18 protein-coding genes and 1 other RNA gene are annotated in these 24,628 nt (G+C 70.5%); 8 read left to right on the top strand and 11 right to left on the bottom strand.

Annotation, left to right across the window (positions count from 1 at the left end; genetic code table 11):
- Nucleotides 1-49: 49 nt before the first annotated feature.
- Both ABZT17_RS14085 and ABZT17_RS14080 read right to left on the bottom strand, forming a co-directional pair.
- Nucleotides 50-1,402 carry a nitrate/nitrite transporter gene (locus ABZT17_RS14085; RefSeq protein ID WP_356347994.1) on the bottom strand — a complete coding sequence of 451 codons (1,353 nt, stop codon included), beginning with the start codon at nucleotides 1,400-1,402 and terminating at the stop codon, nucleotides 50-52.
- Nucleotides 1,403-1,640: 238 nt separating this feature from the next.
- On the bottom strand, nucleotides 1,641-2,255 hold the full coding sequence (locus ABZT17_RS14080) for a Uma2 family endonuclease (RefSeq protein ID WP_356347992.1): 615 nt from the start codon (nucleotides 2,253-2,255) through the stop codon (nucleotides 1,641-1,643).
- Between the two features lie 283 nt (nucleotides 2,256-2,538).
- Here ABZT17_RS14080 and ABZT17_RS14075 point away from each other — a divergent pair, with 283 nt between their 5' ends.
- The 5 genes from ABZT17_RS14075 to ABZT17_RS14055 are packed head-to-tail and all read left to right on the top strand — an operon-like array spanning nucleotide 2,539 to nucleotide 8,855.
- Nucleotides 2,539-3,813, top strand: coding sequence for an extracellular solute-binding protein (locus ABZT17_RS14075; protein WP_356348086.1), 1,275 nt, complete (start codon nucleotides 2,539-2,541; stop codon nucleotides 3,811-3,813).
- Nucleotides 3,810-4,763 carry a sugar ABC transporter permease gene (locus ABZT17_RS14070; protein WP_356347990.1) on the top strand — a complete coding sequence of 318 codons (954 nt, stop codon included), beginning with the start codon at nucleotides 3,810-3,812 and terminating at the stop codon, nucleotides 4,761-4,763. Before ABZT17_RS14075 ends, ABZT17_RS14070 begins: the two co-directional genes overlap by 4 nt.
- Complete coding sequence (locus tag ABZT17_RS14065; RefSeq protein WP_356347987.1) at nucleotides 4,760-5,584, top strand: carbohydrate ABC transporter permease; 825 nt, start codon at nucleotides 4,760-4,762, stop codon at nucleotides 5,582-5,584. Before ABZT17_RS14070 ends, ABZT17_RS14065 begins: the two co-directional genes overlap by 4 nt.
- 11 nt (nucleotides 5,585-5,595) lie before the next feature.
- Entirely contained in the window at nucleotides 5,596-7,851 is a 2,256-nt protein-coding gene (yicI, locus tag ABZT17_RS14060) for an alpha-xylosidase (RefSeq protein WP_356347985.1), read from the top strand.
- On the top strand, nucleotides 7,845-8,855 hold the full coding sequence (locus ABZT17_RS14055; protein ID WP_356347982.1) for a LacI family DNA-binding transcriptional regulator: 1,011 nt from the start codon (nucleotides 7,845-7,847) through the stop codon (nucleotides 8,853-8,855). The genes yicI and ABZT17_RS14055 overlap by 7 nt, the downstream gene beginning before the upstream one ends.
- A gap of 66 nt (nucleotides 8,856-8,921) precedes the next feature.
- On the opposite strand, the gene ssrA is transcribed toward ABZT17_RS14055, so the two are convergent.
- From ssrA to ftsE, 5 genes are all read right to left on the bottom strand, one after another.
- Nucleotides 8,922-9,316, bottom strand: a transfer-messenger RNA (tmRNA) gene (gene ssrA / locus ABZT17_RS14050).
- A gap of 102 nt (nucleotides 9,317-9,418) precedes the next feature.
- Nucleotides 9,419-9,961 carry an SsrA-binding protein SmpB gene (smpB, locus tag ABZT17_RS14045; RefSeq protein WP_356348083.1) on the bottom strand — a complete coding sequence of 181 codons (543 nt, stop codon included), beginning with the start codon at nucleotides 9,959-9,961 and terminating at the stop codon, nucleotides 9,419-9,421.
- Between the two features lie 74 nt (nucleotides 9,962-10,035).
- Entirely contained in the window at nucleotides 10,036-11,226 is a 1,191-nt protein-coding gene (locus tag ABZT17_RS14040) for a S41 family peptidase (protein WP_356347980.1), read from the bottom strand.
- A 67-nt stretch (nucleotides 11,227-11,293) separates the two neighbouring features.
- Nucleotides 11,294-12,211 (bottom strand): permease-like cell division protein FtsX, encoded by a 918-nt coding sequence (gene ftsX, locus ABZT17_RS14035; RefSeq protein ID WP_356347978.1) that lies wholly within the window; start codon nucleotides 12,209-12,211, stop codon nucleotides 11,294-11,296.
- A 45-nt stretch (nucleotides 12,212-12,256) separates the two neighbouring features.
- Nucleotides 12,257-12,946, bottom strand: a complete 690-nt coding sequence (gene ftsE, locus ABZT17_RS14030) for a cell division ATP-binding protein FtsE (RefSeq protein ID WP_030943440.1) — start codon at nucleotides 12,944-12,946, stop codon at nucleotides 12,257-12,259.
- 241 nt (nucleotides 12,947-13,187) lie between these two features.
- Between ftsE and ABZT17_RS14025 the strand changes: the two genes are divergently transcribed.
- On the top strand, nucleotides 13,188-13,379 hold the full coding sequence (locus ABZT17_RS14025) for a hypothetical protein (RefSeq protein ID WP_356347974.1): 192 nt from the start codon (nucleotides 13,188-13,190) through the stop codon (nucleotides 13,377-13,379).
- Between the two features lie 114 nt (nucleotides 13,380-13,493).
- Here the strand turns inward: ABZT17_RS14025 and ABZT17_RS14020 are convergent, their stop codons facing one another.
- From ABZT17_RS14020 to ABZT17_RS14005, 4 genes are all read right to left on the bottom strand, one after another.
- Nucleotides 13,494-14,111 carry a hypothetical protein gene (locus ABZT17_RS14020; RefSeq protein WP_356347972.1) on the bottom strand — a complete coding sequence of 206 codons (618 nt, stop codon included), beginning with the start codon at nucleotides 14,109-14,111 and terminating at the stop codon, nucleotides 13,494-13,496.
- 294 nt (nucleotides 14,112-14,405) lie between these two features.
- Nucleotides 14,406-15,509, bottom strand: a complete 1,104-nt coding sequence (prfB, locus tag ABZT17_RS14015; RefSeq protein ID WP_356347970.1) for a peptide chain release factor 2 — start codon at nucleotides 15,507-15,509, stop codon at nucleotides 14,406-14,408.
- Between the two features lie 100 nt (nucleotides 15,510-15,609).
- Nucleotides 15,610-16,854 carry a serine/threonine-protein kinase gene (locus ABZT17_RS14010; RefSeq protein ID WP_356347967.1) on the bottom strand — a complete coding sequence of 415 codons (1,245 nt, stop codon included), beginning with the start codon at nucleotides 16,852-16,854 and terminating at the stop codon, nucleotides 15,610-15,612.
- A 121-nt stretch (nucleotides 16,855-16,975) separates the two neighbouring features.
- Complete coding sequence (locus ABZT17_RS14005) at nucleotides 16,976-18,649, bottom strand: serine/threonine-protein kinase (RefSeq protein WP_356347965.1); 1,674 nt, start codon at nucleotides 18,647-18,649, stop codon at nucleotides 16,976-16,978.
- A 419-nt stretch (nucleotides 18,650-19,068) separates the two neighbouring features.
- Between ABZT17_RS14005 and ABZT17_RS14000 the strand changes: the two genes are divergently transcribed.
- Together ABZT17_RS14000 and ABZT17_RS13995 are read left to right on the top strand one after the other, a co-directional pair.
- Nucleotides 19,069-23,031: an FHA domain-containing protein gene (locus ABZT17_RS14000; protein ID WP_356348081.1), complete on the top strand. Its 3,963-nt coding sequence runs from the start codon at nucleotides 19,069-19,071 to the stop codon at nucleotides 23,029-23,031.
- A gap of 220 nt (nucleotides 23,032-23,251) precedes the next feature.
- A complete protein-coding gene (locus ABZT17_RS13995; RefSeq protein WP_356347962.1) occupies nucleotides 23,252-24,619 on the top strand; it encodes an ABC transporter substrate-binding protein in 1,368 nt (455 codons plus the stop codon).
- Nucleotides 24,620-24,628: the final 9 nt, after the last annotated feature.

The raw sequence follows: 24,628 nt of genomic DNA, 5'->3' as shown, positions 1-24,628 counted from the left end.
TCAACGGTCCGTGACAGGCTCGGTTCGGCTTGATGTCGCCGGTGTTACGTCACACCTCGGCGTAGCTGAGCTGGGGCTTCGCCTCTGCGGCTGCCGCGGCCATGGTCGCCGGGGCCGTACGCCGAAGGTATACGGCCCAGGTCACCACGAAGCAGAGCGCGTAGAAGGCGAGGAAGACCACGAAGGCGCCGGTGCCGGAGCCGTTGGAGAGGAAGGACTGCCGGAAGGCGAGGTTGATGCCGACGCCGCCGAGCGCGCCCACCGCCCCGATGAGCCCCATGGAGGCCCCGGAGAGCCGGCGTCCGTAGGCGGCGGCCTCCTCGCCCTCCAGCCCCTTGGCGAGCGCCTTCGCCTGGAAGATGCCGGGGATCATCTTGTACGTCGACCCGTTGCCGAGGCCGCTGAGCACGAACAGCACCACGAAGACGGCCACGAACAGCGGCAGCGACTTCTGCATGCTGGCGATGATCAGTACGCCGGTCGCCGCGGCCATGCCGACGTAGTTGTAGAGGGTGATCTTCGCGCCGCCGTACTTGTCGGCGAGCCAGCCGCCGACGGGCCGGATCAGCGAGCCCAGCAGCGGGCCGATGAAGGTGAGGTATGCGGCCTGCAGCGGCGTACGGCCGAACTGCACCTGGAGCACCTGCCCGAAGGCGAAGGCGTATCCGATGAAGGACCCGAAGGTGCCGACGTAGAGGAAGGACATGATCCAGGTGTGCGGGTCCTTCGCGGCGTCCTTGGCGGCGCCGGTGTCGTTCTTCACCGAGGAGAGGTTGTCCATGTAGAGCGCGGCGAGGACGGCGGCGACCAGGATGAGCGGGATGTAGATGCCGAGCAGCACGCGCGGTCCGCCGCTGGCCCCGATGACGGCGAGGGCGACCAGCTGGATGACCGGCACACCGATGTTGCCGCCGCCGGCGTTCAGCCCGAGGGCCCATCCCTTCTTCCTCAGCGGGAAGAAGGCGTTGATGTTGGTCATGGAGGAGGCGAAGTTGCCGCCGCCGATGCCGGCCAGCAGGCCGATCCACAGGAAGGTGTCGAAGGACGTCCCCGGCTTCATCACCGCGAAGGCGGCGACGGTCGGGATGAGGAGCAGACTGGCCGAGATGATCGTCCAGTTGCGCCCGCCGAAGATGGCGACGGCGAAGGTGTAGGGGACGCGGACGACGGCGCCGACCAGCGTCACCATGGACGTCAGCAGGAACTTGTCGGCCGGGGTGAGTCCGTACTCCGGGCCCATGAAGAGCACCAGCACGGACCAGACGGTCCAGATCGAGAACCCGATGTGCTCGGAGAGAACGGAGAAGACGAGGTTGCGCTTGGCGATCTTCTCTCCGGTCTCCTTCCAGAAGGTCTCGTCCTCGGGATCCCACTGCTCGATCCACTTGCCAGCGGCTGTCATGACGCCTCCACGGTGCTCCGGGGCTCGGTGGTACTCGGGGTGCTGAGCGGTATGAGTCCCGAAGGTAGGGAGACGGCGTTTCCGCGCTGTGGCACTGAGTGACCGCGAAGGAACTTTGCTCTCACCCCGGGCGGGGGCGGGATGAGAGGTACTGCGCCGGTACGTTACGAACAGCTCCCGCGTCGGGTGGGGGCCACGGTGAGGACGACGAGCAGAACGGCCTGTCCGGCGGGCGCCCTCACCGGGCGCGGCGGTCGCCGGCGGTCAGATCGATCTCGATGTCGTAGGGGACGGAGAGCTTGAGCCGGTCGTGGAAGATGCCGGTGAGGCCGTAGGACCTGGTCGCCGGGTCGAGTTCGTAGACGTACACGACGGGCTGTCCCTTGTCGTCGTCCTTCTCGACCCGCCAGAAGTGCGGCACCCCGGCTGCCGCGTACTTGCGGGGCTTGACCTCACGGTCGCGCTCACGGGAGTCGTCGGACACGACCTCGACGGCGAGGAGGATGTCCTCGGGCTTGTACCAGGTCTGGTTCGGGCCGGTCACCGCACCCACGGGGAAGACCACGATGTCCGGCTCCGGACGATTCTTCGGGTCCAGCTTGACCGTCATCTCTCGGTCGACGTCCAGGTACTCCGGAGCCTGGTCCAGGAGAGCGTTGTCCAGCAGGCGCATGGTCCGGCTGTGGAATCGGGTCTGCGGACTCATGAAGACGAGACTCCCGTCGATCAACTCCGTGTGCGGCGGGAGGCCGGGAATCCGGTCGAGGTCGTCCGCGGTCCAACCCCCCGCGGGCGGGATGGGCCAGCGGTACGCCGGTTCCTCGTCCGGCCCTTCGTCGGATGCGGCGCTCATCGGTGCTCCCATGGGACGGAGTCTCGCCTGTCGGTTCAGCGTACCCAGGGGGAACGGCGGCGGCCTCACCTCAACGAGTGATCCACCGGAGGCCGGTACGACACCCTCCGCGATCGGCGATTCGTGTCCGATGCATTGACGCGCCCGAAAGTCCGCACCTACCGTCCTCCGTCGAAGCGCTTCGACGGACATCGTCGAACCGTTTCGACACATCGCCACATCTTTCTCTCCCCCGGAGGCGCGGATGTCGACGGCACGAAGGCGCGTGACGGCACGAAGGCGGATGACGACGGTCGCGGCAGCGGTCTTCGGCGGATCGCTGCTGCTGAGCTCCTGCGGCGGCTCGGACAGCGGCTCCTCCGACGCCGGCACGCTCAAGCTCTGGCACTACGAGGGCTCCGACAGCGCGATGGGCGTGGCCTGGAACGAGGCGATCAAGGAGTTCGAGGCCCGGCATCCCGGAGTGAAGGTGAAGTTCGAGGAGAAGGGCTTCGAGCAGATCCAGAAGACCGCGCCGATGATCCTCAACTCCTCCGACGCGCCCGACCTCATGGAGTACAACAAGGGCAACGCCACCGCCGGCCAGCTGTCGAAGCAGGGCCTGCTCACCGATCTCACCGCCGAGGCGGCCAAGCGCGGCTGGGACAGGAAACTGAGCGCCGGCGTCGCCACGACCAGCAGGTACGACACCAACGGCGTGATGGGTTCCGGCAAGTGGTACGGCGTGCCCAACTACGCCGAGTACACGATGGTCTACTTCAACAAGGACCTGTTCAAGAAGTACGGCATCGCCGAGCCCACCACCTTCGACGAACTGACCGCCGCCATGGACAAGTTCGTCGCCAAGGGCGTCACCCCGCTCGCCAACGCCGGTGCCGAGTACATGGCCCAGCAGTATCTGTACCAGCTCGCCCTGTCGAAGGCCGACCGCTCCTGGGTCGACAGCTACGAGCTGTACCGGGGGAAGACCGACTTCCATGACGCCGCCTGGACCTACGGCGCCACCACCTTCGCCGACTGGGTGAAGAAGGGCTACCTCAGCAGGAAGACGACCAGCACCAAGGCCGAGGACGCCGGTGTCTCCTGGATCCAGGGCAAGGCGCCGATCCTGTTCTCCGGCAGCTGGTGGTACGGCCGCTTCCAGTCCGAGGCCAAGTTCGACTGGGACACCACCCTGTGGCCCGGCTCGAACCTCACCCTCGGCTCCGGCGGCAACCTCTGGGTCGTCCCGAAGAACGCCAAAAACAAGGAGCTCGCCTACGACTTCATCGACATCACCATGTCGAAGAAGATCCAGAACCTGCTCGGCAACAAGGGCGGCATCCCGGTCGCGGCCGACGCGGGCGCCATCACCGACCCCAGGTCCAAGAAGCTCATCGGCGACTTCAACACGGTCAGCCGGCGTGACGGCCTCGCCTTCTACCCGGACTGGCCGGTGAACGGCTTCTACGACGTCCTCGTCTCCGAGACCCAGAAGCTGATGACCGGAAGCGAGAAACCGGACGCCTACCTCGGCGCACTGCAGCAGGCGTACGACAAGGGCGCCCCGAAGCGGTGAGGGCCGCCACCCGCTCCCGCCTCCGCTCCCACTCCCACTCCCACTCCCACTCCCACTCCCACTCCCACGACTCGTACGCCCTGTTCCTCCTCCCCGGCATCCTCGCGTTCACGGCGGTCATCGTCGTCCCGTTCCTGATGAACACGGGCGTGAGCTTCACCGAGTGGCAGGGCATCGGCGGCCCGAAGTGGACCGGGCTCGCGAACTACCGCGAGCTGATGGACGATGCGGAGTTCTGGGCGTCGTTCCGGCACAGCCTGTTCATGGTCGTCGCCATGGCGGCCGTACCGACGATGCTCGGACTCGTCCTGGCCGCCGCCCTGTTCGACTTCGTCGGCAGACACTTCGGCGGCCGGTGGGCCTCGGTCCTGCGCGCCTGCTTCTATCTTCCGCAGGTACTGCCGATCGCCGTCGCCGGCATCGTCTGGAGCTGGATCCTGGCTCCCGACAACGGGTCACTGAACTCGGTGCTGAAGGCCGTGGGACTCGGCCGCTGGCAGCAGGACTGGCTGGGTGACCCCGACATCGCCCTGTACAGCGTCATGGGCGTGATGGTCTGGGTCCAGCTCGGCTTCCCGCTGGTCGTCTTCATGGCGGGGCTGCAACGCGTCGACCCCCAGCTCCACGAGGCCGCCGAACTGGACGGGGCCGGCTGGTGGCGCCGCTTCTGGCACATCACGCTGCCGCAGATCCGCCCGGAGATCTACGTCGTCCTGACCTGGTGCACGATCGCCGCGCTGAAGGTGTTCGGCGCGGTGTACGTCCTGACGAAGGGCGGGCCGGGCGGGGCGACCGATGTGCCGTCCTACTTCTCCTTCACCACCTTCTTCGAGAAGACCCAGGTCGGCTACGGCGCCGCGATCTCCACCGTCCTGACCGTCATCATCCTCGCGCTCACCCTGATCCTGCTGAGACTCCAGACGAGAGCAGAGGACGGGGACCGCCCATGACGTCCGCCCTGCGCCGCTACCCGGTGCTGATCGCCCTGTGCATCGCGGCCCTCTTCATGGTCGTCCCGTTCCTGATCGTCGCCGTGAACGCGGTGAAGTCCCCGGCGGAGTACTCCGAACACGGCCCTCTCAGCCTCCCCGAGGGCCTCTATCTGGACGGTCTGAAGAACTTCTGGCAGCGCGTCGACTACGGGCGGAAGCTCTTCAACTCGGCCCTGATCAGCGGGTCGGTGGCCGTCCTGGCGGCCGTCCTCTCCGTCCTCAACGCCTATGCGATCGGCATCGGGAGGATCCGGGGCCGCACCTGGGTCCTGGCCTTCTTCGTCCTGGCCAACATGCTCCCGCAGGAGGCGCTGGTCTACCCGGTCTACTACCTGAGCAAGCAACTCGGCCTGTACGACACGAGGTTGAGCGTGATCATCGTCTTCACGGTGATCCAGGCGGCCTTCGGCACCTATCTCCTCTCGTCCGTCCTCGGGCAGTTCCCCCGGGAGATCATCGAGGCGGCCCGTATCGACGGCGCCAACAAGTGGCAGGTGCTGTGGCGGATCGTCGTCCCGGTGAGCCGCCCCACGATCGGCGTCCTCCTCGTCTTCTTCTTCATCTGGACCTGGAACGAGTTCCTGCTCCCCCTGGTCATGCTGATCTCCAACGACAACCAGACCGTGTCGGTGGCCCTCGGCGTCCTCCAGGGCCAGCGCCTGATGGACGCCACGATGACCAACGCGGCGGCCCTGCTCGGCGTGCTCCCCGCGCTCGTGTTCTTCCTCGTCTTCCAGCGGACCCTCACCCGCGGCATCGCCGTGGGTGCCGTGAAGTAAGGACCCCCCACATGAAGTTCACCGACGGTTACTGGCTGCTCCGCGAGGGCGTCACCGCCGCCCATCCGGCCGAGGTCCTCGATGTCGAGGAGTCGGACGGCGTGCTGGAGATCCACGCGCCGACCCAGCCCATCCGCCACCGCGGCGACCTGCTGAAGGGACCGGTCGTGACGATCAGCGCGCACACCCCGCTGCCCGACGTCATCGGCGTCACCTTCACCCACTTCGAGGGCGAGCAGCCGCGCGCCCCCGAGTTCGAGCTGCGGTGCGCGGAGTTCAGCCCGCAGGTCTCCTACGACGAGGAGCACGCGACGCTGACCTCCGGCGCGCTGTCGGTCCGGGTGGCCCGCACCGGCACCTGGCACGTCGACTTCCTCGCCCGGGGCCGCACGCTGACCTCCAGCGGCCCCAAGGGCATCGGCATCATGCGGGACGCGTCGGGCGCGCACTATCTGCGCGAGCAGCTCGACCTGGGTGTGGGCACCAGCGTGTACGGCCTCGGTGAGCGGTTCGGCCCGCTGGTGAAGAACGGCCAGGTCGTCGACATCTGGAACGCCGACGGCGGCACGGCCACCGAACAGGCCTACAAGAACGTCCCGTTCTATCTGACGGACGCGGGCTACGGCGTCTTCGTCGACCATCCGGGGAAGGTCAGCTTCGAGGTCGGCTCGGAGGCGGTGTCCCGGGTCCAGTTCAGCGCGGAGACACAGGAGCTGACGTACTACGTCATCTACGGCCCGAGCCCCAAGGACATCCTGCGCAAGTACACGGCCCTCACCGGCCGCCCGGCCCTGCCTCCCGCCTGGTCGTTCGGCCTGTGGCTGTCGACGTCCTTCACGACCTCGTACGACGAGGAGACGGTGACGTCCTTCATCGAGGGCATGCGGGAGCGTGAACTGCCGCTGTCCGTGTTCCACTTCGACTGTTTCTGGATGCGCGAGTTCAACTGGTGCGACTTCCAGTGGGACCCTCGGGTCTTCCCCGACCCGGAGGGCATGCTGGCCCGTCTGCACGCCCGCGACCTGCACATCAGCGTCTGGATCAACCCGTACATAGCCCAGCGCTCCCCGCTGTTCGCGGAGGGCAAGGCGCTGGGGCATCTCCTCAGACGCCCCGACGGCAGTGTCTGGCAGTGGGACATGTGGCAACCGGGCATGGCGCTCGTCGACTTCACCAGCCCCGCCGCCCGCGACTGGTACGCGTCCAAGCTGGAGGCACTGCTCGCGCAGGGCGTCGACTGCTTCAAGACCGACTTCGGCGAGCGGGTCCCGCTCGACGTGGCCTGGTCCGACGGCTCCGATCCGGAGCGGATGCACAACTACTACACGTACCTCTACAACCGCACCGTCTTCGATGTGCTGCGCAAGCACCGCGGCGAGGGCGAGGCCGTGCTCTTCGCCCGCTCGGCGACGACCGGCAGCCAGAAGTTCCCGGTGCACTGGGGCGGCGACTGCGAGGCGACCTACGAGTCGATGGCGGAGTCGCTGCGGGGCGGCCTCTCGCTCGGCCTGTCCGGCTTCGGCTACTGGAGCCATGACATCGGCGGCTTCGAGGGCACCCCGACCCCCGCCCTGTTCAAGCGGTGGCTGGCGTTCGGACTGCTGTCCTCCCACAGCCGGCTGCACGGCAGCTCCTCCTACCGGGTCCCCTGGCTCTTCGACGAGGAATCGGTGGACGTGCTGCGGCAGTTCACCCGCCTCAAGCTCGGTCTCATGCCCTATCTCCACGAGGCCGCACGCACCGCCCACGCCGAGGGCGTGCCGATGATGCGGGCGATGGTGCTGGAGTTCCCGGACGACCCCGGGTGCACGCATCTGGAACGGCAGTACATGCTGGGACCGGATCTGCTGGTGGCGCCGGTGTTCAGCGACGAGGGAGACGTCTCGTACTACGTCCCCGAGGGGACCTGGACCCACTTCACGAGCGGACGGACGGTGACCGGCCCGCGCTGGGTGCGCGAACGCCATGGCTTCCTGAGCGTGCCGCTGCTGGTCAGGCCCGGTGCGGTGATCCCGGTCGGAGCGGTGGACGACCGGCCCGACTACGACTTCGCCGACGGGGTGACGCTGCGGGCGTACGGCCTGGAGCGGGGCGCACAGGTGACGGTGGCCGTCGGGGACGTCACCTTCACCGTCGTACGGGAAGGGGACACGCTGCGGGCGTCGTGCGCCGACCCGGTGGCGCCGTGGGCGCTGGCGGCCGGGGAGCGGGTCGTCCGGGCGCCGGCCGGGACCGGGTTCCTCACGGTGGAGCTGGGCCGATGGTGAAGATCACCGATGTGGCGCGCCGGGCCGGGGTCTCCGCCAGCACGGTCTCCTACGCCCTCAGCGGCAAGCGCCCGATCTCCGAGGAGACCCGGCAGCGGGTCGAGGCGGCCGCCCGCGAGCTGGGGTACCGCCCGCACGCCGGCGCCCGGGCCCTCGCGAGCAGCCGCTCGAACGTCCTCGCGCTGGTCGTCCCGTTACGGGCCGGCATCCATGTGCCGGTGGTGATGCAGTTCGCGGTGTCGGTGGTGACGACGGCCCGGCGCTACGACCACGATGTGCTGCTGCTGACCCAGGAGGAGGGCGAGTACGGGCTGCGGCGGGTCGCGGACACGGCGCTCGTCGACGCGCTGATCGTGATGGACGTCCAGCTCCACGATCCGCGCCTGCGGTTGCTGCGGTCGTTGGACACACCGTCGGTGCTGATCGGCTTCCCGTCCGACCCGGAGGGCCTGACCTGCATCGACCTCGATTTCAGGGCGGCCGGTGAGGCGTGTGTGGAGCATCTGGCGCGACTGGGGCACCGGGTGGTGGCACTGGTGGGCTCCCCGCCGGAGGTGTACGTCCGCGAGACGGCCTTCGCCCAGCGGGTCGTGCAGGGCTTCACGGCCGCGGCCGACCGGGGCGGTCTCGTGTCCTCGGTCCACCCCTGCGAGGCGTCCCCGGCGGCGGCGCGCCTGGTCGCGGAGCAACTCCTGCGCGAACAACCGGCGTTGACGGGGGTGGTCGTCCACAACGAGGCGATTCTGGAACCGCTGGCCGACGCCTTCGAGGATCTCGGCCTCCGCGTCCCCACCGATCTGTCGCTCACCGCGATCTGCCCGGACGAGCTCGCCGAGTCCGCCCGCGTCCCGATCACCTCGGTCGCCCTTCCCTCGGCCGAGGTGGGCGAGCGTGCGGTGCACCTGCTGATGAAGAAGCTGGACGGCGGCACCGTACCGGAGTCGACGCTGCTGGCTCCGGCCATGACGCAGCGGGCGAGCACGGTGCCTCGCACGGTGGGGTGAACGGCGAAGGCCCCGCCGCTCGGAAGCGACGGGGCCTTCGCCCACATGGGGTACCCCCGGAGGGGTCGGTGGAGATGGCGGGAATCGAACCCGCGTCCAACGGTGCGGAATCAGGGCTTCTCCGTGTGCAGTTCGCTGTGATTTTCTCGGCCCCGGCGATCACGCGAACAAGTCGCCGACGGGCCCAGTCACTGTTTGATTTCCCTCTTCACCCCGTGACCGGGATGGAGGTTTAGTCCCCTAGCTGATGCCAGGATCCGGGTCGGGAACACCCCCGGGCTGACACTCCCATCAAGGAGCTATTCGATCACTACCTGATCAGGCAGCGAGAGCGAAAAGCTCGGGAGAATCGCTCTTGGAATTGGCGATTATTGGTTTCGGCCTGTGGTTTACGAGATCATGGCCGCTTCCTCGACACGCTTCCCCTGCTTCGACAGCCGCTGTCGAAACCGATCATCCCCATGTTGTGTTTTCAACCACCCCTGAGGGGCTCGCACCCGCTGTGAGGTGCAGTGCCATCGTACGTGACCAACGCGCGCCGATGCCACCGTATTCCCGCCCGGTCAGGCCCCCCGCTGCCGCCGCTTCGCCGCCGCGATCGCCCGGTCCGACTCACGCCGGTCCTGCTGCTCGCGCAGCGTCTGCCGCTTGTCGTACTCCTTCTTGCCTCGCGCGAGCGCGATCTCGGCCTTCGCCCGGCCGTCCTTGAAGTACAGGGCGAGCGGCACGATCGTGTGACCCGTCTCGTCCGCCTTGACGGAGAGCTTGTCGATCTCCTCGCGGTGCAGCAGCAGCTTGCGCTTGCGGCGGGCGGAGTGGTTGGTCCAGGTGCCCTGGGCGTACTCGGGGATGTGCGCGTTGTGCAGCCACGCCTCGCCCCCGTCGACCTGGACGAACCCGTCGACCAGCGAGGCCCGCCCCTGACGCAGCGACTTCACCTCGGTGCCGGTGAGGACGAGCCCCGCCTCGTAGGTGTCGATGATCGCGTAGTCGTGCCGGGCCTTCTTGTTCTGCGCGACGATCTTGCGCTTGCCGCCCTTCTCGCCATCCCTGGCCTTGGCAGCCGCCCCGCCCTGCTTGGGCTGGGACTCCTTCGGTACGTACATTCCCTTGCTCATAGTGCCGTCCATTTTCGCACTACGGAGGGGGGCGGGGGCCAGCCCTTAAAGCTCACGCCGGCTCAGTCGGCGTCTCCCAGGCCGCTCAGTACGGTCTCCGCTCTGCGCACGGCCGCCGACGAGTCCGCCTGCTGCACGTCCAGGTCGGGAGTGATCCCCCGCCCGTCCACACTGCGGCCCGACGGAGTCCGGTAGTGCCCGACGGTCAGCTCGGCGACCGACCCGCCGGGGAGCGGGCTGGGCATCTGCACCGAGCCCTTGCCGAAGGTCCGGGAGCCCACGACCACCGCACGCCCCCGGTCCTGCAGGGCCCCGGTAAGCAACTCGGCCGCGCTCATCGTGCCGCCGTCGACGAGCGCGACCAGGGGTCTGGTGGTGTCGCCGCCGGTGTCGGCGTGCAGTGCCTGCTGCTCGCCGTCGACGTCGTAGGTGGCGACGAGCCCGCCGTCGAGGAAGGCGGAGGCGGTGGTGACGGCCTCGGTGACCAGACCGCCGGAGTTGCCGCGCAGATCGAGGATGAAGCCACCGTCGGCCGGGGCGCCCCGTACGGCGCTGCGGACGGCGTCGCCGACTCCCTTGGTGAACGCGGCGATCTTGATGACCGTGATGTCCCCGGCGAGTTTTCGAACGGTGACCGAGTCGGTGGACAGCCGGGCGCGCCGCACGGTCTCGGTCCACGCGCGCGTGCCGCGCTGCAGGCCGAGCCGTACCACCGTGCCGGCGGGGGCGTCGGTCGCGTCGCCGCGCAGTAAGGAGACGACCTCGGTGACGGGCTGTCCGTCGACGTCCTCGCCGTCGACGCTGCGCAGCCGGTCGCCCTTGCGGATCCCGGCGGCGGCCGCGGGCGACCCGGAGGCCACCTTGGTCACCTCGATACGTCCGTCCCGCTCGCGCCGCGCCCACAGCCCTACGCCGGTGTACTCACCGTCGAGGGCCTCCTGGAACTCCTGGTACTCGCCCTGCGAGTAGACGGCGCCCCACCGGTCCCCGCTGCGGCTGACGGCCCGCTCGGCCGCCTCCATGGGCGACTTGCCGTCGGCCAGCGCCTCCTGGGCCGCCTCGGCCACCGCAGCCTTGCCGTCGTGCCGCCCCGCGGGGACCGCCGAACGGGCCTGCCCCGCCGCCGACTTCCGGTCGAGGTCGGGGAAGGAGCTGGTGGCCGCGCCGGCGACGAGCACACTCGCGAACACCAATGTCAGGGCGGCCCCGCGGCCGAAGCGGCGGGGCTGACAGAACAGGTCGCGGCCTGACATGCCGGTGAGTCTAGGACAAGCCGAAGGGCCGCACGGGCGGTTGCCCGTTCGGCCCTCTTGGCATGCGTCACACCTTCAGGTACTTGCGCAGCGCGAAGAACGCGGCCAGCGCGGGCATCAGCAGACTCGTGGCGAGGATGAGCGGAAGCTTCGTGAGGACCGCGTCCCAGCCGATGAAGTTGATCAGATTCAGCTTCTGGGACAGGGCCAGACCGTGGTCGATGATGAAGTAGCGCGCGACCACCAGGAATCCGCACGCGACCGTCCCGCCGATGAGCCCGGCGACCGCGGCCTCGGCGATGAACGGCGCCTGGATGTAGAAGCCCGAGGCACCGACGAGGCGCATGATCCCCGTCTCACGCCGTCGGCTGAAGGCCGACACCCGCACGGTGTTGACGATCAGCATCAGCGCCACGACGAGCATGAGCGCCATCACGGCCCGGGCGGCCCAGTTCATGCCGTTGAGCAGTCCGAAGAGGTTGTCCAGGATCCCCTTCTGGTCCTGCACGGACTGCACCCCGTCACGCCCGTCGAAGGCCGTGGCGATGACCTGGTACTTCTGCGGGTTCTTCAGCTTGATCCGGTACGACTCCTGCATCTGGTCCGGCGTGAGGGAGCTGGCCAGCGGGGAGTCGCCGAACTGCTGCTTGTAGTGCTTGTACGCCTCGTCCTGCGACTCGTACGTGACCTTCTCGACGACGTCCATCTTCTGCAGGTCGGCGAGGATCGACTTCTTCTGGTCGTCGGTCACCGCGCCCTTGGCGCAGTGCGGGTCCGACTCGGCGTCGCTCTTGTTGCAGAGGAAGATCGAGACGTTGACCTTGTCGTACCAGTAGCCCTTCATCGTGGTGACCTGGTCGCTCATCAGGAGCGACCCGCCGAACAGGGCGAGCGACAGGGCGACGGAGACGACGACGGCGAACGTCATCGTCAGGTTGCGGCGGAGACCGACACCGATCTCCGACAGTACGAACTGGGCGCGCATGGCGTGGGGTTCAGGCCTTTCCGTGGACAGTCGTCGTCAGGTGCGTCAGTGCTGGTAGCCGTAGACGCCGCGGGCCTGGTCGCGGACGAGGCGGCCCTTCTCCAGCTCGATGACGCGCTTGCGCATCTGGTCCACGATGTTCTGGTCGTGCGTGGCCATGACCACCGTCGTACCGGTGCGGTTGATCCGGTCGAGCAGCTTCATGATGCCGACCGAGGTCTGCGGGTCGAGGTTGCCGGTGGGCTCGTCGGCGATGAGCAGCTTGGGCCGGTTCACGAAGGCGCGCGCGATGGCCACGCGCTGCTGCTCACCACCCGAGAGCTCACCGGGCATCCGGTCCTCCTTCCCGCCCAGCCCGACGAGGTCGAGCACCTGGGGGACGGACTTGCGGATCTCGCCCTTCGACTTGCCGATGACCTCCTGGGCGAAGGCCACGTTCTCGGCGACGGTCTTGTTCGGCAGCAGCCGGAAGTCCTGGAACACCGTCCCCAGCTGGCGCCGCATCTGCGGCACCTTCCAGTTGGAGAGGCGCGCGAGGTCCTTGCCCAGGACGTGCACCTGTCCGTGGCTGCACCGCTCCTCGCGGAGGATCAGCCGCAGAAAAGTGGACTTTCCGGAGCCGGAGGACCCCACGAGGAACACGAACTCGCCCTTCTCCACTTCCAGGGACACATCCCTGAGTGCGGGGCGGGTCTGCTTGGGGTAGACCTTGGAGACGTTGTCGAATCGGATCACGGATGCACCACGGTTGGCCGGGGGTAGATGAGCGTGACCATACGCGAGTCAGGTGTGCGACCGCAGGCGCAGGTAGGGGTTGCGTCATAGTTGTACGTTTTGTGCGCGAGACGAACCCCACGCACCCCCCTTCGGAGCGAACCGAGCGGCCCCGAGAGGAACCTGGCAGAGTAGAGAGGGGAACGTTCGTCGACCTCTGGACGTTCTCTTGATGAAACCGTAGGTCAAGGAGGGCGAGCGCATGACGTACGACCGGCTGGTGTGCGCAAACTGCGCGGCGCCCGTGAGCGAGGGCCGGTGCCCCGTGTGCCGCGCGAACCGCGAGCGGCTGCAGCAGGAGAACTTCTTCGCGGGGCTGAACCCCATGGCACTGATCGCGCTCCTGGCGGTGTTCATCGCCGCGGTGGCACTGCTGGCGCACCAGACCGCGTAAGCAGGCGCAGCGCCTCGTACAGACGCCCGAAGGGCCCGGAGCGATGACGCTCCGGGCCCTTCGTCGTACGTCGTCGCGCACTCGGCGCACGCGGACGGTTACGGTCGGCCACCGTCAGGCGGCCGCACCGCCACGGCCGCCCATGAGACGCGGCAGCAGACGGAAGCCGACGCCGCCGGCGATCATCGTGGCCGCGCCGACGAGCAGGAACGCGGTCTGGCCGGCACCGGTCTCGGCGAGCTGGGCGCCGCCCTGGGCCGAGGTGTTGGAGCCGGTGTCCGTGAGGGCGGAGGAGCCCTCCTCCTGCGCGGAGGTGTTGGAACCGCCGTCGGGGTTGGTGTTGCTGTTGCCCCCGCCGTTGTTCCCGCTGCCACTACCGCTGCCGTTGCCGTTCCCATTGCCGTTCCCGTTGCCCGGGTCGGTCGGGTCCTCGGTGGGCTCCGTGGGCTCCTGGGTGGGCTCGGTCGGGTCCTGCGATGTGGGAGGGGTGTCGGTCGGCGGGGTGTTCGTCGGCGGCGTGTCGGTCGGCGGGGTGTCCGTCGGGAGACCGGTGGGCGGGTCCGTCGGGTCGTCGCCGAGGCCGGTGTCGGCGTTGACGCCCACACCGCTCTCGTCCACGCTCACGGTGATGTCGAGGGCGGAAGCGGCACCGGCTGCGGTCAGCGAGGCGCCCGCGGCGATCACGGCACCCGCGGCTATCCGCGCGATCCGGATCCGCGTCTTCTTCGTCATATGGTTGCTACCCCCAGTAGCTCATTGTCATTGAGGCGGCGCTCAGGGGGCAGTGATCGACGGAGGGTGGCTGCGCTGCAAAGTCCCCCGGTTCACATGCGCCCCAGAGATACGCATGCCACGCTTCACCCTTCCCATTTTTCAAAGCAACGTCAAGGCCGTTGCGTGCGCAATGTCCACTTGCGTCTCGTTTACTCGCAGTTGGAACCTGTGAGTGTGATGTAAAACCCAGACATACGCGAACTGCCGCCCAGGGGGCGGCAGTTGCCAAGTCGACAAAGGAACTCGTGCCGGTTACTTCTCCTGCTGCTTGCGCCAGCGAATTCCGGCCTCGATGAAGCCGTCGATCTCCCCGTTGAACACGGCCTCGGGGTTGCCGACCTCGAATTCGGTGCGCAGGTCCTTGACCATCTGGTACGGGTGCAGGACGTACGAACGCATCTGGTTGCCCCAGGAGCTGCCGCCGTCCTTGAGGGCGTCCATCTTGGCCCGCTCCTCCTGGCGCTGCCGCTCCAGCAGCTTGGCCTGGAGGACGTTCATCGCGGTCGCCTTGTTCTGGATCTGCGACCGCTCGTTCTGACAGGAGACGACGATGCCGGTGGGGAGGTGGGTCAGGCGCACCGCGGAGTCGGTGGTGTTCACGCCCTGGCCGCCGGGACCGGAGGACCGGTAGACGTCGACCCGCAGTTCGGACTCGTCGATCTCGATGTGGTCGGTCTGCTCGACCACGGGCAGGACCTCGACACCGGCGAAGGAGGTCTGCCGGCGCCCCTGGTTGTCGAAGGGCGAGATACGCACCAGCCGGTGCGTGCCCTGCTCCACGGAGAGCGTCCCGTAGGCGTACGGCGCCTGGACGGCGAAGGTGGTCGACTTGATGCCGGCCTCTTCCGCGTACGACGTCTCGATGAGCTCCGTCTTGTAGCCCTTGCCCTCGGCCCAGCGCAGATACATGCGCTGCAGCTTCTCGGCGAAGTCGGCGGCGTCGACGCCACCCGCCTCGGCGCGGATGTTGACGAGTGCCTCGCGGGAGTCGTACTCACCGCTGAGCAGCGTCCGGACCTCCATCTCGTCCAGCGCCTTCTTGACGGCGGCGAGCTCGGACTCGGCCTCGGCTCGGGTGTCCGGGTCGTCCTCCTCCTCGGCCATCTCGAAGAGCACGGCGAGATCGTCGATCCGCCCGCGCAGCGCCTCGGCCTTCCTGACCTCGGCCTGCAGGTGGCTCAGCTTGCTGGTGATCTTCTGCGCCTCGTCCGGGTTGTCCCACAGGGACGGCGCGGCCGCCTGCTCCTCGAGCACGGCGATGTCTGCCCTCAGCTTGTCGAGGTCCAGAACGGCCTCGATCGACTCCATGGTCGAGGAGAGGGACTTGAGCTCTTCGGATACATCGACGACTGCCACGCCTCCAGCCTAACGGCTCCACCAAGCGAGCAACGCCGGACCAGCGCGCCGGGCTCCACCGGGGCTCCTGGCCCCGTGGTCCCGGGCGCCCCACCGGGCCTCACGGTGAAGCCGGTGCCGAATGGTTGGTGTCCTGGGGCGTCGCGCCGGCGTCGTCGCCCGAGGTCGCCACCCATGTGCCCACCCCGGCGCCGACCACCAGCACCAGTACCCCGGCCCCGAGCGCGATCCGACGCCGCCGTGTCACGGCCCGGTGCCGGGCGGAACCCGGCCTCGGCGCGCCCGCGGCCCGCGGGACACGCGCCGTCCCCCGCGCGCCCCCCGCCAGCTCGTCGGGTGCCGGCACCCTCATCGACGTATGGGTGTCCCGGTTGGAGTCGGCCGGCTTCGCGCCGGGCACCAGCGGAACCGCGCCCCGCCGCCGCACCGGCTCCCCCGCCGCCGCGAGGCCCGCGCCGGACGCCTCCTCGGCCTCCTCCTCCGGCTCCGCGTCGGGCTCGTCCACGTCCAGCGGGGGCATGCCCGCGACCAGCGGCAGCAGCTCCCGGAGCCGTACCCCCAGCTCGGACGCGCGCAGCCGGGAGGCCGGGGCCTTGGCCAGGCACTGGACGATCAGCTGCCAGAGCTCGTCGGGGATACCGGGCAGCGGGGCCACCGTCTCCGTGACATGGCGGCGGAGCACCGCGCCGGGGTGGCCGCCGCCGAAGGGGGTGAAGCCCGCCAGGAGCTCGTAGAGGACCGTCGCGAGCGCGTAGATGTCGACCGCCGCCCTGGGCGGCAGGCCCTCCACGATCTCCGGGGCCAGATAGTCCGGTGTGCCGATGATCTTCGTGGCACGGGTCCGGCGGGGCGTGTCGATCAGCTTCGCCACGCCGAAGTCGGTCAGCAGGGCGGGGTGGGAGCCGCCGGGGCCGAGGGGGCCCTGCATGTCGAGGAGCACGTTCTCCGGCTTGACGTCACGGTGCACGACCCCGGCGGCATGCGCGGCCGCCAGGCCGTCCGCGACATCGGCGACTATCGCGACCGCCGCCTCGGGGGCGAGCCGCCGGTCGCGGTCGAGGCGGGTGCGCAGATCGGTGCCGCGGACCAGGTCCATGACCAGGGCGAGGTCGTTGCCGTCCACGACGAGGTCGCGGACCGAGACGACGTGCGGGTGCTCCAGACCGAGCAGCGCCGTGCGCTCCTGCACGAAGCGCCCGACGAGTTCCTGGTCGGACGCGAGATCCTCGCGCAGCAGCTTGATGGCGACGGGCCCCTGCGGCCCCTCGCCCAGCCACACCGTGCCGGCGCTGCCCCGCCCCAGGATCTGGTTCGCGGTGTACCGGCTGCCGATCTTCCGTCCCAAGACATGCTCCTACCGACGCGTGTTGCCGATAAAAGTACGCGTCCGAAGAGCCAACCTTCACTCCGGAGACGGAAATCACCCGCCAGGTGTCGACAAAACCCCAAACCAGCGGTCGCGCCGCTCAGTTGCCGCCGGACGAGTTGCTCAGATCGCCGATCCAGCCGCTGACGTTGTCGTACCAGTGCTTGAGCTCGGAGAAGTAGCCCCGGCCCGTGCCGATCCAGTCCTGCAGCGGGGTCAGCTCCCAGACCAGCCATCCGGCCACGAACAGGATGACGACCATGAACAGGCAGCCCTTGAGGCAGCCGAGACCGGGGATCTTCATCCGGTTGGGGCTGGGCTGCCGCGGCTGGCGGGGCTCACGCGTGGGCCGCTGCTGCTCCGGCGGAGGCGCGTACCGCTGCGGCTGCCGGTGCTGCGGCGGGGCGTACTGCTGGGGCTGCTGCTGCGGATAGCCGTAACCCTGCTGTCCGCCCTGCGGGGGCCGTTGCTGCGGCCGCTGCTGCTGGGGGCGCTGCGGCGGCTGCTGCGGGCGGGCCACCTGGCGCTGGGGGCGGCGGCGCAGCGGGTCCTCGTTCGGGTCGAGGTACTGGACCTGCGTCTGCTCGTTGCGGTCGCGGGCCGCGCGCAGCTGGTTCTGCCAGGGGTGCGGCTGCTCGGGCTGCTGCCCCTGCTGTCCCGGCTGCCCCTGGGGCATCGGCGGCATGACGGCGGTGGGGTCGGCCGCCCCGGTGTTGGGGAGTACGGCCGTCGGGTCGGCGGCACCGACGGGACCGGGCCGGCCGGTGGTGGGCAGGACGTTGGTGGCGGCGTTCGGGTCGTAGGCGCCCGCGCCGTGCTGGAGGACCTGGGTGGGGTCGGCGGAGCCGGGGACGGCGGCCGGCGCCAGATCGGGGCCGAGCAGTGAGCCGACGGCCTCCGCGGCGGCGATCTGCGCGGAGTTCGCGTGCACACCGATGCCCTCGGCGACGACGCGCAGCCCGCGCGCGAGGTTCTCGGCGCTGGGGCGGTCGTCCGGGTTCTTGCGCAGACAGCGCTCGATGACCGTCCAGAGCGGGTCCGGGACGGTGGAGGGACGGCGCGGCTCGGCGCTCAGGTGCTGGTGCAGGACTTCCAGGGCCGACCCTCCGCCGAACGGGGGACGGCCGGTGACCAGCTCGTACATCAGGATGCCCGCGCCGTAGACATCGACGGCGGAGGTCTGCGGGCGGCCCTCGGCGGACTCCGGCGCCACATACGCGGGCGTGCCGACGAACTCGTGGGTGCGGGTCAGCCCCGGGGAGTCGGCCAGCCGGGCGATGCCGAAGTCGGTGAGCATCGGGTGCATCTGGCCGCCGTTCTGCGCGAGCAGGACGTTGGCCGGCTTCAGGTCGCGGTGGACGACCCCGTCGGCGTGGCTGGCGGCGAGCGCGTCGGCGATCTGGGCGGTGAGCAGGGCCGCGCCGACGGGGCTGAAGGGGCCGTTCTCGCGCAGATAGCGGTGCAGGTCGGGGCCGTCGACGAGGTCCATGACCAGCGCCAGCAGATCGCCCTCCACCACCAGGTCGCGGACCCGCACGATGTTCGGGTGGGTCAGGCGCAGCAGGACGGAACGCTCGCGCAGGAACCGCATCACGATGTCGGGGTCGCTCGCGAGCTCCTCCTTGAGGACCTTGATCGCGACCATCTCGCCGGGCTGGCCGGGCACGGCTGCCTCGGCGCCCGCGGTCTCCCGCTGGCGGGCTCGCCAGACGGTGCCCGTGGCGCCGCGTCCGAGCGGCTCCTCGAGCAAATACTTGCTGCCTACCGGCCGCACGTCATGCGCTCCCTGCTTGCTTGCCTGTGTTCCGGTCCACTGTAGTGCCGCCGCCCGGGGCGGCATCCTGTCCGCTTTCCATGCCTCCCGCACTGTCATCCGCGCTGCCTTCCGGCCGATCTTCCGCGCGGTCATCTTTCTGTGCCTCTTACGTTCCGCTTCCCATCCTTGTTCGAAGAAAAGACGCTCGCTCCGGTCGGCCGGTTGCCCGAGCGCGGACGTGACCGATCTCAAGTGATCACCCGCGCATCACTGGTCAGGCACTTTTGGGGGCAGAGCTGACCAATCAAGATCACTTGGGACCGGGGCGGGGGTGTGTTGTCAGTGGCAGGTGCGAGGATGCTTTCCGTACTGGCCGCAATGCTCGTGTGGGGTGGGGGGATTCCGCGCCGCCCGCGCAGAAGGGACCGCTGACGGCGATGCAGATCCGGCTGACCGTCGTAGACCCGCTGGGCCCGCCCGAGCGGGCGCGGGGCCGCACCGCGAGCTGTGACGTGCTGGTCACGGCCCCCGCGGGTACGGCCCTGGCCGCGGTGGCGTCGGCACTGGCCTCGGCGGTCTCCGGCGAGGGCGGCGGCGCCCCCGGAAGCGGGGCGGTGGTGCTCTACGCGGGCGCGGAGCGGCTGGACGACCGCCGCAGCACCCTCGGCGAGCCCCCGCTGATCGACGGCGCGGTGCTGTCCCTGGGCGCCCCGGCGGAGCCCGAGGCCCATCCCGAGCTGGACGACGCGCCGACCCAGCTGCACGTCGTGGCGGGCCCGGACGCGGGCGGTGTCCACCTGCTGCACGGCGGCGAGATCCGCATCGGCCGCTCCGCCGACGCCGATGTCCCGCTGGACGACCCGGACGTCTCCCGCTTCCACTGCGCCGTCACGGTCGCCGCCGACGGCCATGTCTCGGTCGCCGACCTCGACTCCACCAACGGCACCACGCTGGACGGCACCCGGGTGGGCCCCCGCGCGGTGCGCTTCGCGCCGGGCGCCCTCCTGAGGATCGGCGAGTCGGCCCTGCGCCTGACACCGGCCGGGGGGCCGGGGGCGCGGGTGCGGACGGTGGCGGACGGGGAGGGGTGCGTACGGGTCCCCTGCGGGGACGAGGCCGGGGCCGTCGTGGAGACCGGGGGCGCGCGAGCCGACGCTCCGCCAGCCCCGAGGAGCGGCGACACCGCGCCCCACGCGCGCGTGGCCGACGGCGGCGGCCCGGCGACCCCCTCGCACGGGGTGCGTGCGCCCCAGGGGCACGGCTCGGTCGAGGCACCGATCGTGCCGGGGCAGGGCGGAGCGCCGCGCATCGAGCGGCGCGAGACGGGAGCCGGTGACACCCACGCGGGACGGTTCGGCGCCCTCACCCGGAACACACCTGCCGCTCCGACGGCCGCCCACGACCCGGCACCCGACGGCGAACCCTCGGGTACGCGCACGCGTGGAGCCACCGGGGACGAGGCCGACCGCACCGACACCGGGGCCGTTTCCGACACCGGCCGCCGCAAGGGCACACCCCTGCGCGGCACCGACCTCCCCGAGGGCCTGCGCAAGCGGGGCGGCCTCTCCGCCTGGGCGCGGAAACTCGCCGGCGGGCGCGGGGAGCAGACCGCGCCCGAGAGTGAGGCGTACGGCGCCGAGGACGCCCCGGCGCCGGCCGCGGGCCCCGCGCCGGCCGGCGGACCTCAACTCCCGGAGATCTGGCCGGACCCCGCGACGCTGCTGCTGACGGCGCTCGGCCCCGGCCCCCGGCTGTGGGAGCGCGGCCCCGGGCACCCGGAGGCGCTCACCGTGCGGCTCGGCACCGCCGACCGGGCGGCACCCGACGGCTCCGGTCTGCTGCCCGCGGTCCCGGTGACCACGGATCTGCGCGAGGTCGGTGCGCTGGGCCTCGCCGGCCCCCGCACCCGCCTGGCCGGACTGGGCCGCGCGGTGGTGGCCCAACTGGCCGCGCTGCACTCGCCGGAGGCGCTGGAGCTGGTCCTGATCAGCGCGGACCGCTCCCGCCCCCTGGAGGAGCGCACGGCGGAGTGGTCCTGGCTCGGCTGGCTCCCCCACCTCCGCCCGGCCCACGGCCAGGACTGCCGTCTCCTGCTCGCCTACGACCGCGAACAGGCCACGGCCCGCACGGACGAGCTGCTACGGCGCCTGGAGGACCAGTTGGCGGAGTCGGGCCCGATCCCGGCTCCCGCGTCCCGCGCTCCGTCCCGCCAGGGCGAGACCCGGGCAGCCGTCCGGCGCCCCTCCTGGGCCCTCGCCGACGACGGCGCCGACGAGACGCCGGGCTTCGCCGGCCCGTACACCGTGGTCGTCGTGGACGGTGACCCCGGCGGCGCGGCCGTGCGGGAGGCGGTCGCGCGGCTGGCACTGGACGGCCCGAAGGCCGGTATCCACGTCGTCTGCCTCGCCGAGACGGTCTCCGCGTCACCCTCCTCACCGGTGTCGGAGACGTACGAGGCGGCCTGCGAGGTCGCCCCCGCGTTCCGCGAGTGCGGCGCGGTGGCGCTGCTGAGCGGCGATGTGGCGACGGCACTGCGGCTGATGCGGGTGGCCCGGGGCGGGGCGGGGGCACCGGCCGGGGGTGGCGTGACGGCTTCCGGCGACGGAGCGGGCCCGAGCGGCCCGGGGGTGGCGGCGGGAGCGACGCGGGCATCCGGTGCGGCGCCGGGACCGGGTGCACCGGGTGCACCCGGTGTGCCGGGCCGACCGCAGGCCTCCGGAGTGTCGGAAGCGCTCGTAGGACCTGGAGGGCCCGAAGCGTTCGCAGGACCGGGACGACCCGGAGCGTCCGGACGTGTCGCCGACCCCGCCGGGACGGCAGCGCGGGGAGAGGCGGGAGGCCGAGGAACCGGAAGCCATGAGGCCGCCTGGGACACCGGCGCCCGGGGCACCCGAAACACCGCCGCTTCCCAGCCGGCCGGCTCATCCCCGGCCCACGGAGCGGGCGCGAGCACACCTCACGACTCCACCGACACACCCCCGGCCCCCAGGACCGGCACCGGCGCACCCTCGGCTCCCAGCACTCGCACCGGCGTCTCCGGCCCCCCCGCAGGCGGACGCGCCCGCGCCTTCGACTCCCCCGCCCATCCCGGCCCCGCTCTCATCGCCCCCGGCACCATGGCCACCGTGGACGCCGTCTCGCTCCCCTGGGCCGAGCGGTTCGCGCGGGCCCTCGCGCCGCTGCGGCGGGACGGGGCGGGCGGCGAGCGGCACACGCGGGTGTCCGTGCCGCTTCCCCAGTCGGCCAGGCTGCTGGACGAGTTGGGGCTGGCCCGGGCCACCCCGGCGTCGCTGATGGCGCGTTGGGCGGACGCCGCGGACGACACGGAGTCGCTCGGCGGGCGCGCGTGGGCCGTGCTCGGGGCCGGTCCCCGCGGCCCGGTCGCCGCGGACCTGCCGGCCGACGGGCCGCATCTGCTGGTCGAGGGCCCGGCGGGCAGCGGCCGTACGGAGCTGCTGCGGGCCGTGGTCGCCTCGCTCGCCGCCGCCGAGCGCCCCGACCGGCTCGGCATCGTCCTGATGGACGGCAGGGACAGTGTGAGCGCGGGCGGCGGACACGGCGACGGTCTGCGCGTGTGTACCGACGTTCCGCATGTGACGACCCATCTCACCGCCAACGACCCCGTCCGCATGCGGGAGTTCGCGCAGTCCCTGAGCGCGGAGCTGAAGCGGCGGGCCGAGCTCCTGGGCCGCTCCGACTTCGCCGAGTGGCACACGGGCCGGGAGCTCACGGGCCGGATGGTCGCCCAGCGCGCCACCCCGGAGCGCACCCCGGCCCGCGCCACCCCGGCCCCCGGCACGACCGCCACCGGCGATCTGGACACCCCGCCCAGCTCGACCATGCGGCTGCGCCCGGCGGCGGCACGTCAGCGGACGGAGGCCGCCCCGCCGTTGCCCCGTCTGGTCGTGGTCGTGGACGACCTGGACGCCCTGGTCTCCCCCGCCCTCGGCTCTCCGGGCCGTCCGGCGGCGGGCTCGGTCATACGCGCGCTGGAGGCCGTGGCGAGGGACGGCGCCCGGCTGGGCGTCCATCTGGTCGCCGCGGCGGGCCCGGGCGGCCGTACCTCGGAGACGGAGCCGGCCCGGAGGGCGACCCTGCGGGTGACGCTGGAGACCCCGGGTTCCGGACCCGACGAGCCGGCTCCCGGCCGCGGCCGCCTCACCTGGGCCGACGGCCGCTCGACTCCGTTCCAGGGCGGCCGGGTCACGGGCCGCATCCCGAGAACGGCCACCCTGCGCCCGACGGTCGTCCCCCTCGACTGGCAGCGCATGGGCGATCCGCCCACCCGCAGACCCGTACGGGAACTGGGCAACGGTCCGACGGACCTCGCCCTGCTGGCGAGCGCCCTGGAGCGGGCGGCCCGCGAGGTCGCGGCGGCTGAGGTCCCGTCACTTCTGTAGACGTGAGGTTCCGTCACTTCCGTGGACGTGAGGTTCCGTCACTCCTGTGGGCGCCGGGCGGCGTTGGCCCGTCCGGCGTTCAAGGGGCACCTAATTACAGGCCGGTCACGATCTCCAGGTTGACACGGGACGCACTCTTGCCGCCCCCCACCCGTCGGCGTAGACCAGTTCGCACGGGACAGCGCTCGACGTTCGACGAGTAACGATGAACGGGGCAGTGATGCGCACGAGCAGCAACAACCGGAATCGCAGGGCCGCCGCGATCGCAACCGCCTTTCTGGCGGGAGCCCTCGTACTGAGCGGCTGCGGAGGCAGCGACAAGGACAAGAGCGGCGGCACAGGCGGCTCGGAGAGCAGCAGCGGGCTGAAGCTTCCGAAGCTGAACGGCCAGACGCTGGAGGTCGCCGCCGTCTGGACGGGTGCCGAGCAGGCCAACTTCATGAAGGTGATGGACGAGTTCAAGAAGCGGACCGGCGCGAAGATCAACTTCGTTCCGACGGGCAACAACACGTCCACGTTCCTCGGTACCAAGATCCAGGGCGGCAAGCCGCCGGACGTCGCGTTCCTGCCGCAGGTCGGGGTGTTGCACCAGTTCGCGGACAAGGGCTGGCTGAAGCCGCTCGGCGCGGACGCCAAGGCCCAGCTGACGAAGAACTTCAGCAAGGGATGGGTGGATCTGGGCGCCTGGAAGGGCACCCAGTACGGCGTGTACGCCAAGGCCGCCAACAAGTCCCTGGTCTGGTACAACACCCAGGCCTTCGACGCGGCCGGCATCAAGACCGCGCCCAAGACCTGGAAGGACTTCCTGCAGACCGCGCAGACCCTCTCGGACGCCGGTTCACCGGCCGTCTCGATCGGCGGCGCGGACGGCTGGACCCTGACCGACTGGTTCGAGAACGTCTATCTGTCACAGGCGGGTCCGGAGAAGTACGACCAGCTGGCCGCCCACAAGATCAAGTGGACCGACCCCTCCGTCAAGGACGCCCTCACCACGCTCGCCCAGCTCTGGGGCAAGAACGACCTGATCGCGGGCGGCACCAAGGGCGCGCTGAACACGGAGTTCCCGAAGTCGGTCACCCAGACCTTCTCGGGGTCCACGCCGGCGGCGATGGTCTTCGAGGGTGACTTCGTCGCCGCGAACATCAACGGCGACACCAAGGCGAAGCTGGGCACGGACGCGAAGGTGTTCCCGTTCCCGGCGGTCGGCTCGCAGGCGCCCGTGGTCAGTGGCGGTGACGTCGCCGTGGCGCTGAAGAGCGGCCAGGGCGCCCAGGCCCTGCTGACGTTCCTGGCCTCCACCGACGCGGCCCAGATCTGGGCGGCGCAGGGCGGCATCCTCTCCCCGAACAAGGAGATGGACATGTCGTCGTACAAGGACGCCATCACCAAGCAGATCGCGCAGCAACTGCTCGCGGCCGGTGACAGTTTCCGCTTCGACATGTCCGACCAGGCCCCGGCGGCCTTCGGCGGCACGGCCGGTGTCGGCGAGTGGAAGGACCTGCAGGACTTCCTGCGCGACCCGAAGGACATCGCGGGCACCCAGCAGAAGCTGGAGGCCGACGCGGCCAAGGCGTACGGCGCGGGCTGACGGCCGGCG

Origin of the sequence: Streptomyces sp. NPDC005648, from assembly GCF_040605395.1 — a bacterium.
Classification (GTDB): domain Bacteria; phylum Actinomycetota; class Actinomycetes; order Streptomycetales; family Streptomycetaceae; genus Streptomyces.
This window is presented reverse-complemented; position numbering and strand designations above follow the sequence as displayed.

Coding starts and splice junctions, on each gene's coding strand:
- ABZT17_RS14085 (WP_356347994.1), bottom strand. CDS start 1,402: ATGACAGCCGCTGGCAAGTGGATCGAGCAGTGGGATCCCGAGGACGAG.
- ABZT17_RS14080 (WP_356347992.1), bottom strand. CDS start 2,255: ATGAGCGCCGCATCCGACGAAGGGCCGGACGAGGAACCGGCGTACCGC.
- ABZT17_RS14075 (WP_356348086.1), top strand. CDS start 2,539: ATGACGACGGTCGCGGCAGCGGTCTTCGGCGGATCGCTGCTGCTGAGC.
- ABZT17_RS14065 (WP_356347987.1), top strand. CDS start 4,760: ATGACGTCCGCCCTGCGCCGCTACCCGGTGCTGATCGCCCTGTGCATC.
- yicI (WP_356347985.1), top strand. CDS start 5,596: ATGAAGTTCACCGACGGTTACTGGCTGCTCCGCGAGGGCGTCACCGCC.
- ABZT17_RS14055 (WP_356347982.1), top strand. CDS start 7,845: ATGGTGAAGATCACCGATGTGGCGCGCCGGGCCGGGGTCTCCGCCAGC.
- smpB (WP_356348083.1), bottom strand. CDS start 9,961: ATGTACGTACCGAAGGAGTCCCAGCCCAAGCAGGGCGGGGCGGCTGCC.
- ABZT17_RS14040 (WP_356347980.1), bottom strand. CDS start 11,226: ATGTCAGGCCGCGACCTGTTCTGTCAGCCCCGCCGCTTCGGCCGCGGG.
- ftsX (WP_356347978.1), bottom strand. CDS start 12,211: ATGCGCGCCCAGTTCGTACTGTCGGAGATCGGTGTCGGTCTCCGCCGC.
- ABZT17_RS14025 (WP_356347974.1), top strand. CDS start 13,188: ATGACGTACGACCGGCTGGTGTGCGCAAACTGCGCGGCGCCCGTGAGC.
- ABZT17_RS14020 (WP_356347972.1), bottom strand. CDS start 14,111: ATGACGAAGAAGACGCGGATCCGGATCGCGCGGATAGCCGCGGGTGCC.
- ABZT17_RS14000 (WP_356348081.1), top strand. CDS start 19,069: ATGCAGATCCGGCTGACCGTCGTAGACCCGCTGGGCCCGCCCGAGCGG.
- ABZT17_RS13995 (WP_356347962.1), top strand. CDS start 23,252: ATGCGCACGAGCAGCAACAACCGGAATCGCAGGGCCGCCGCGATCGCA.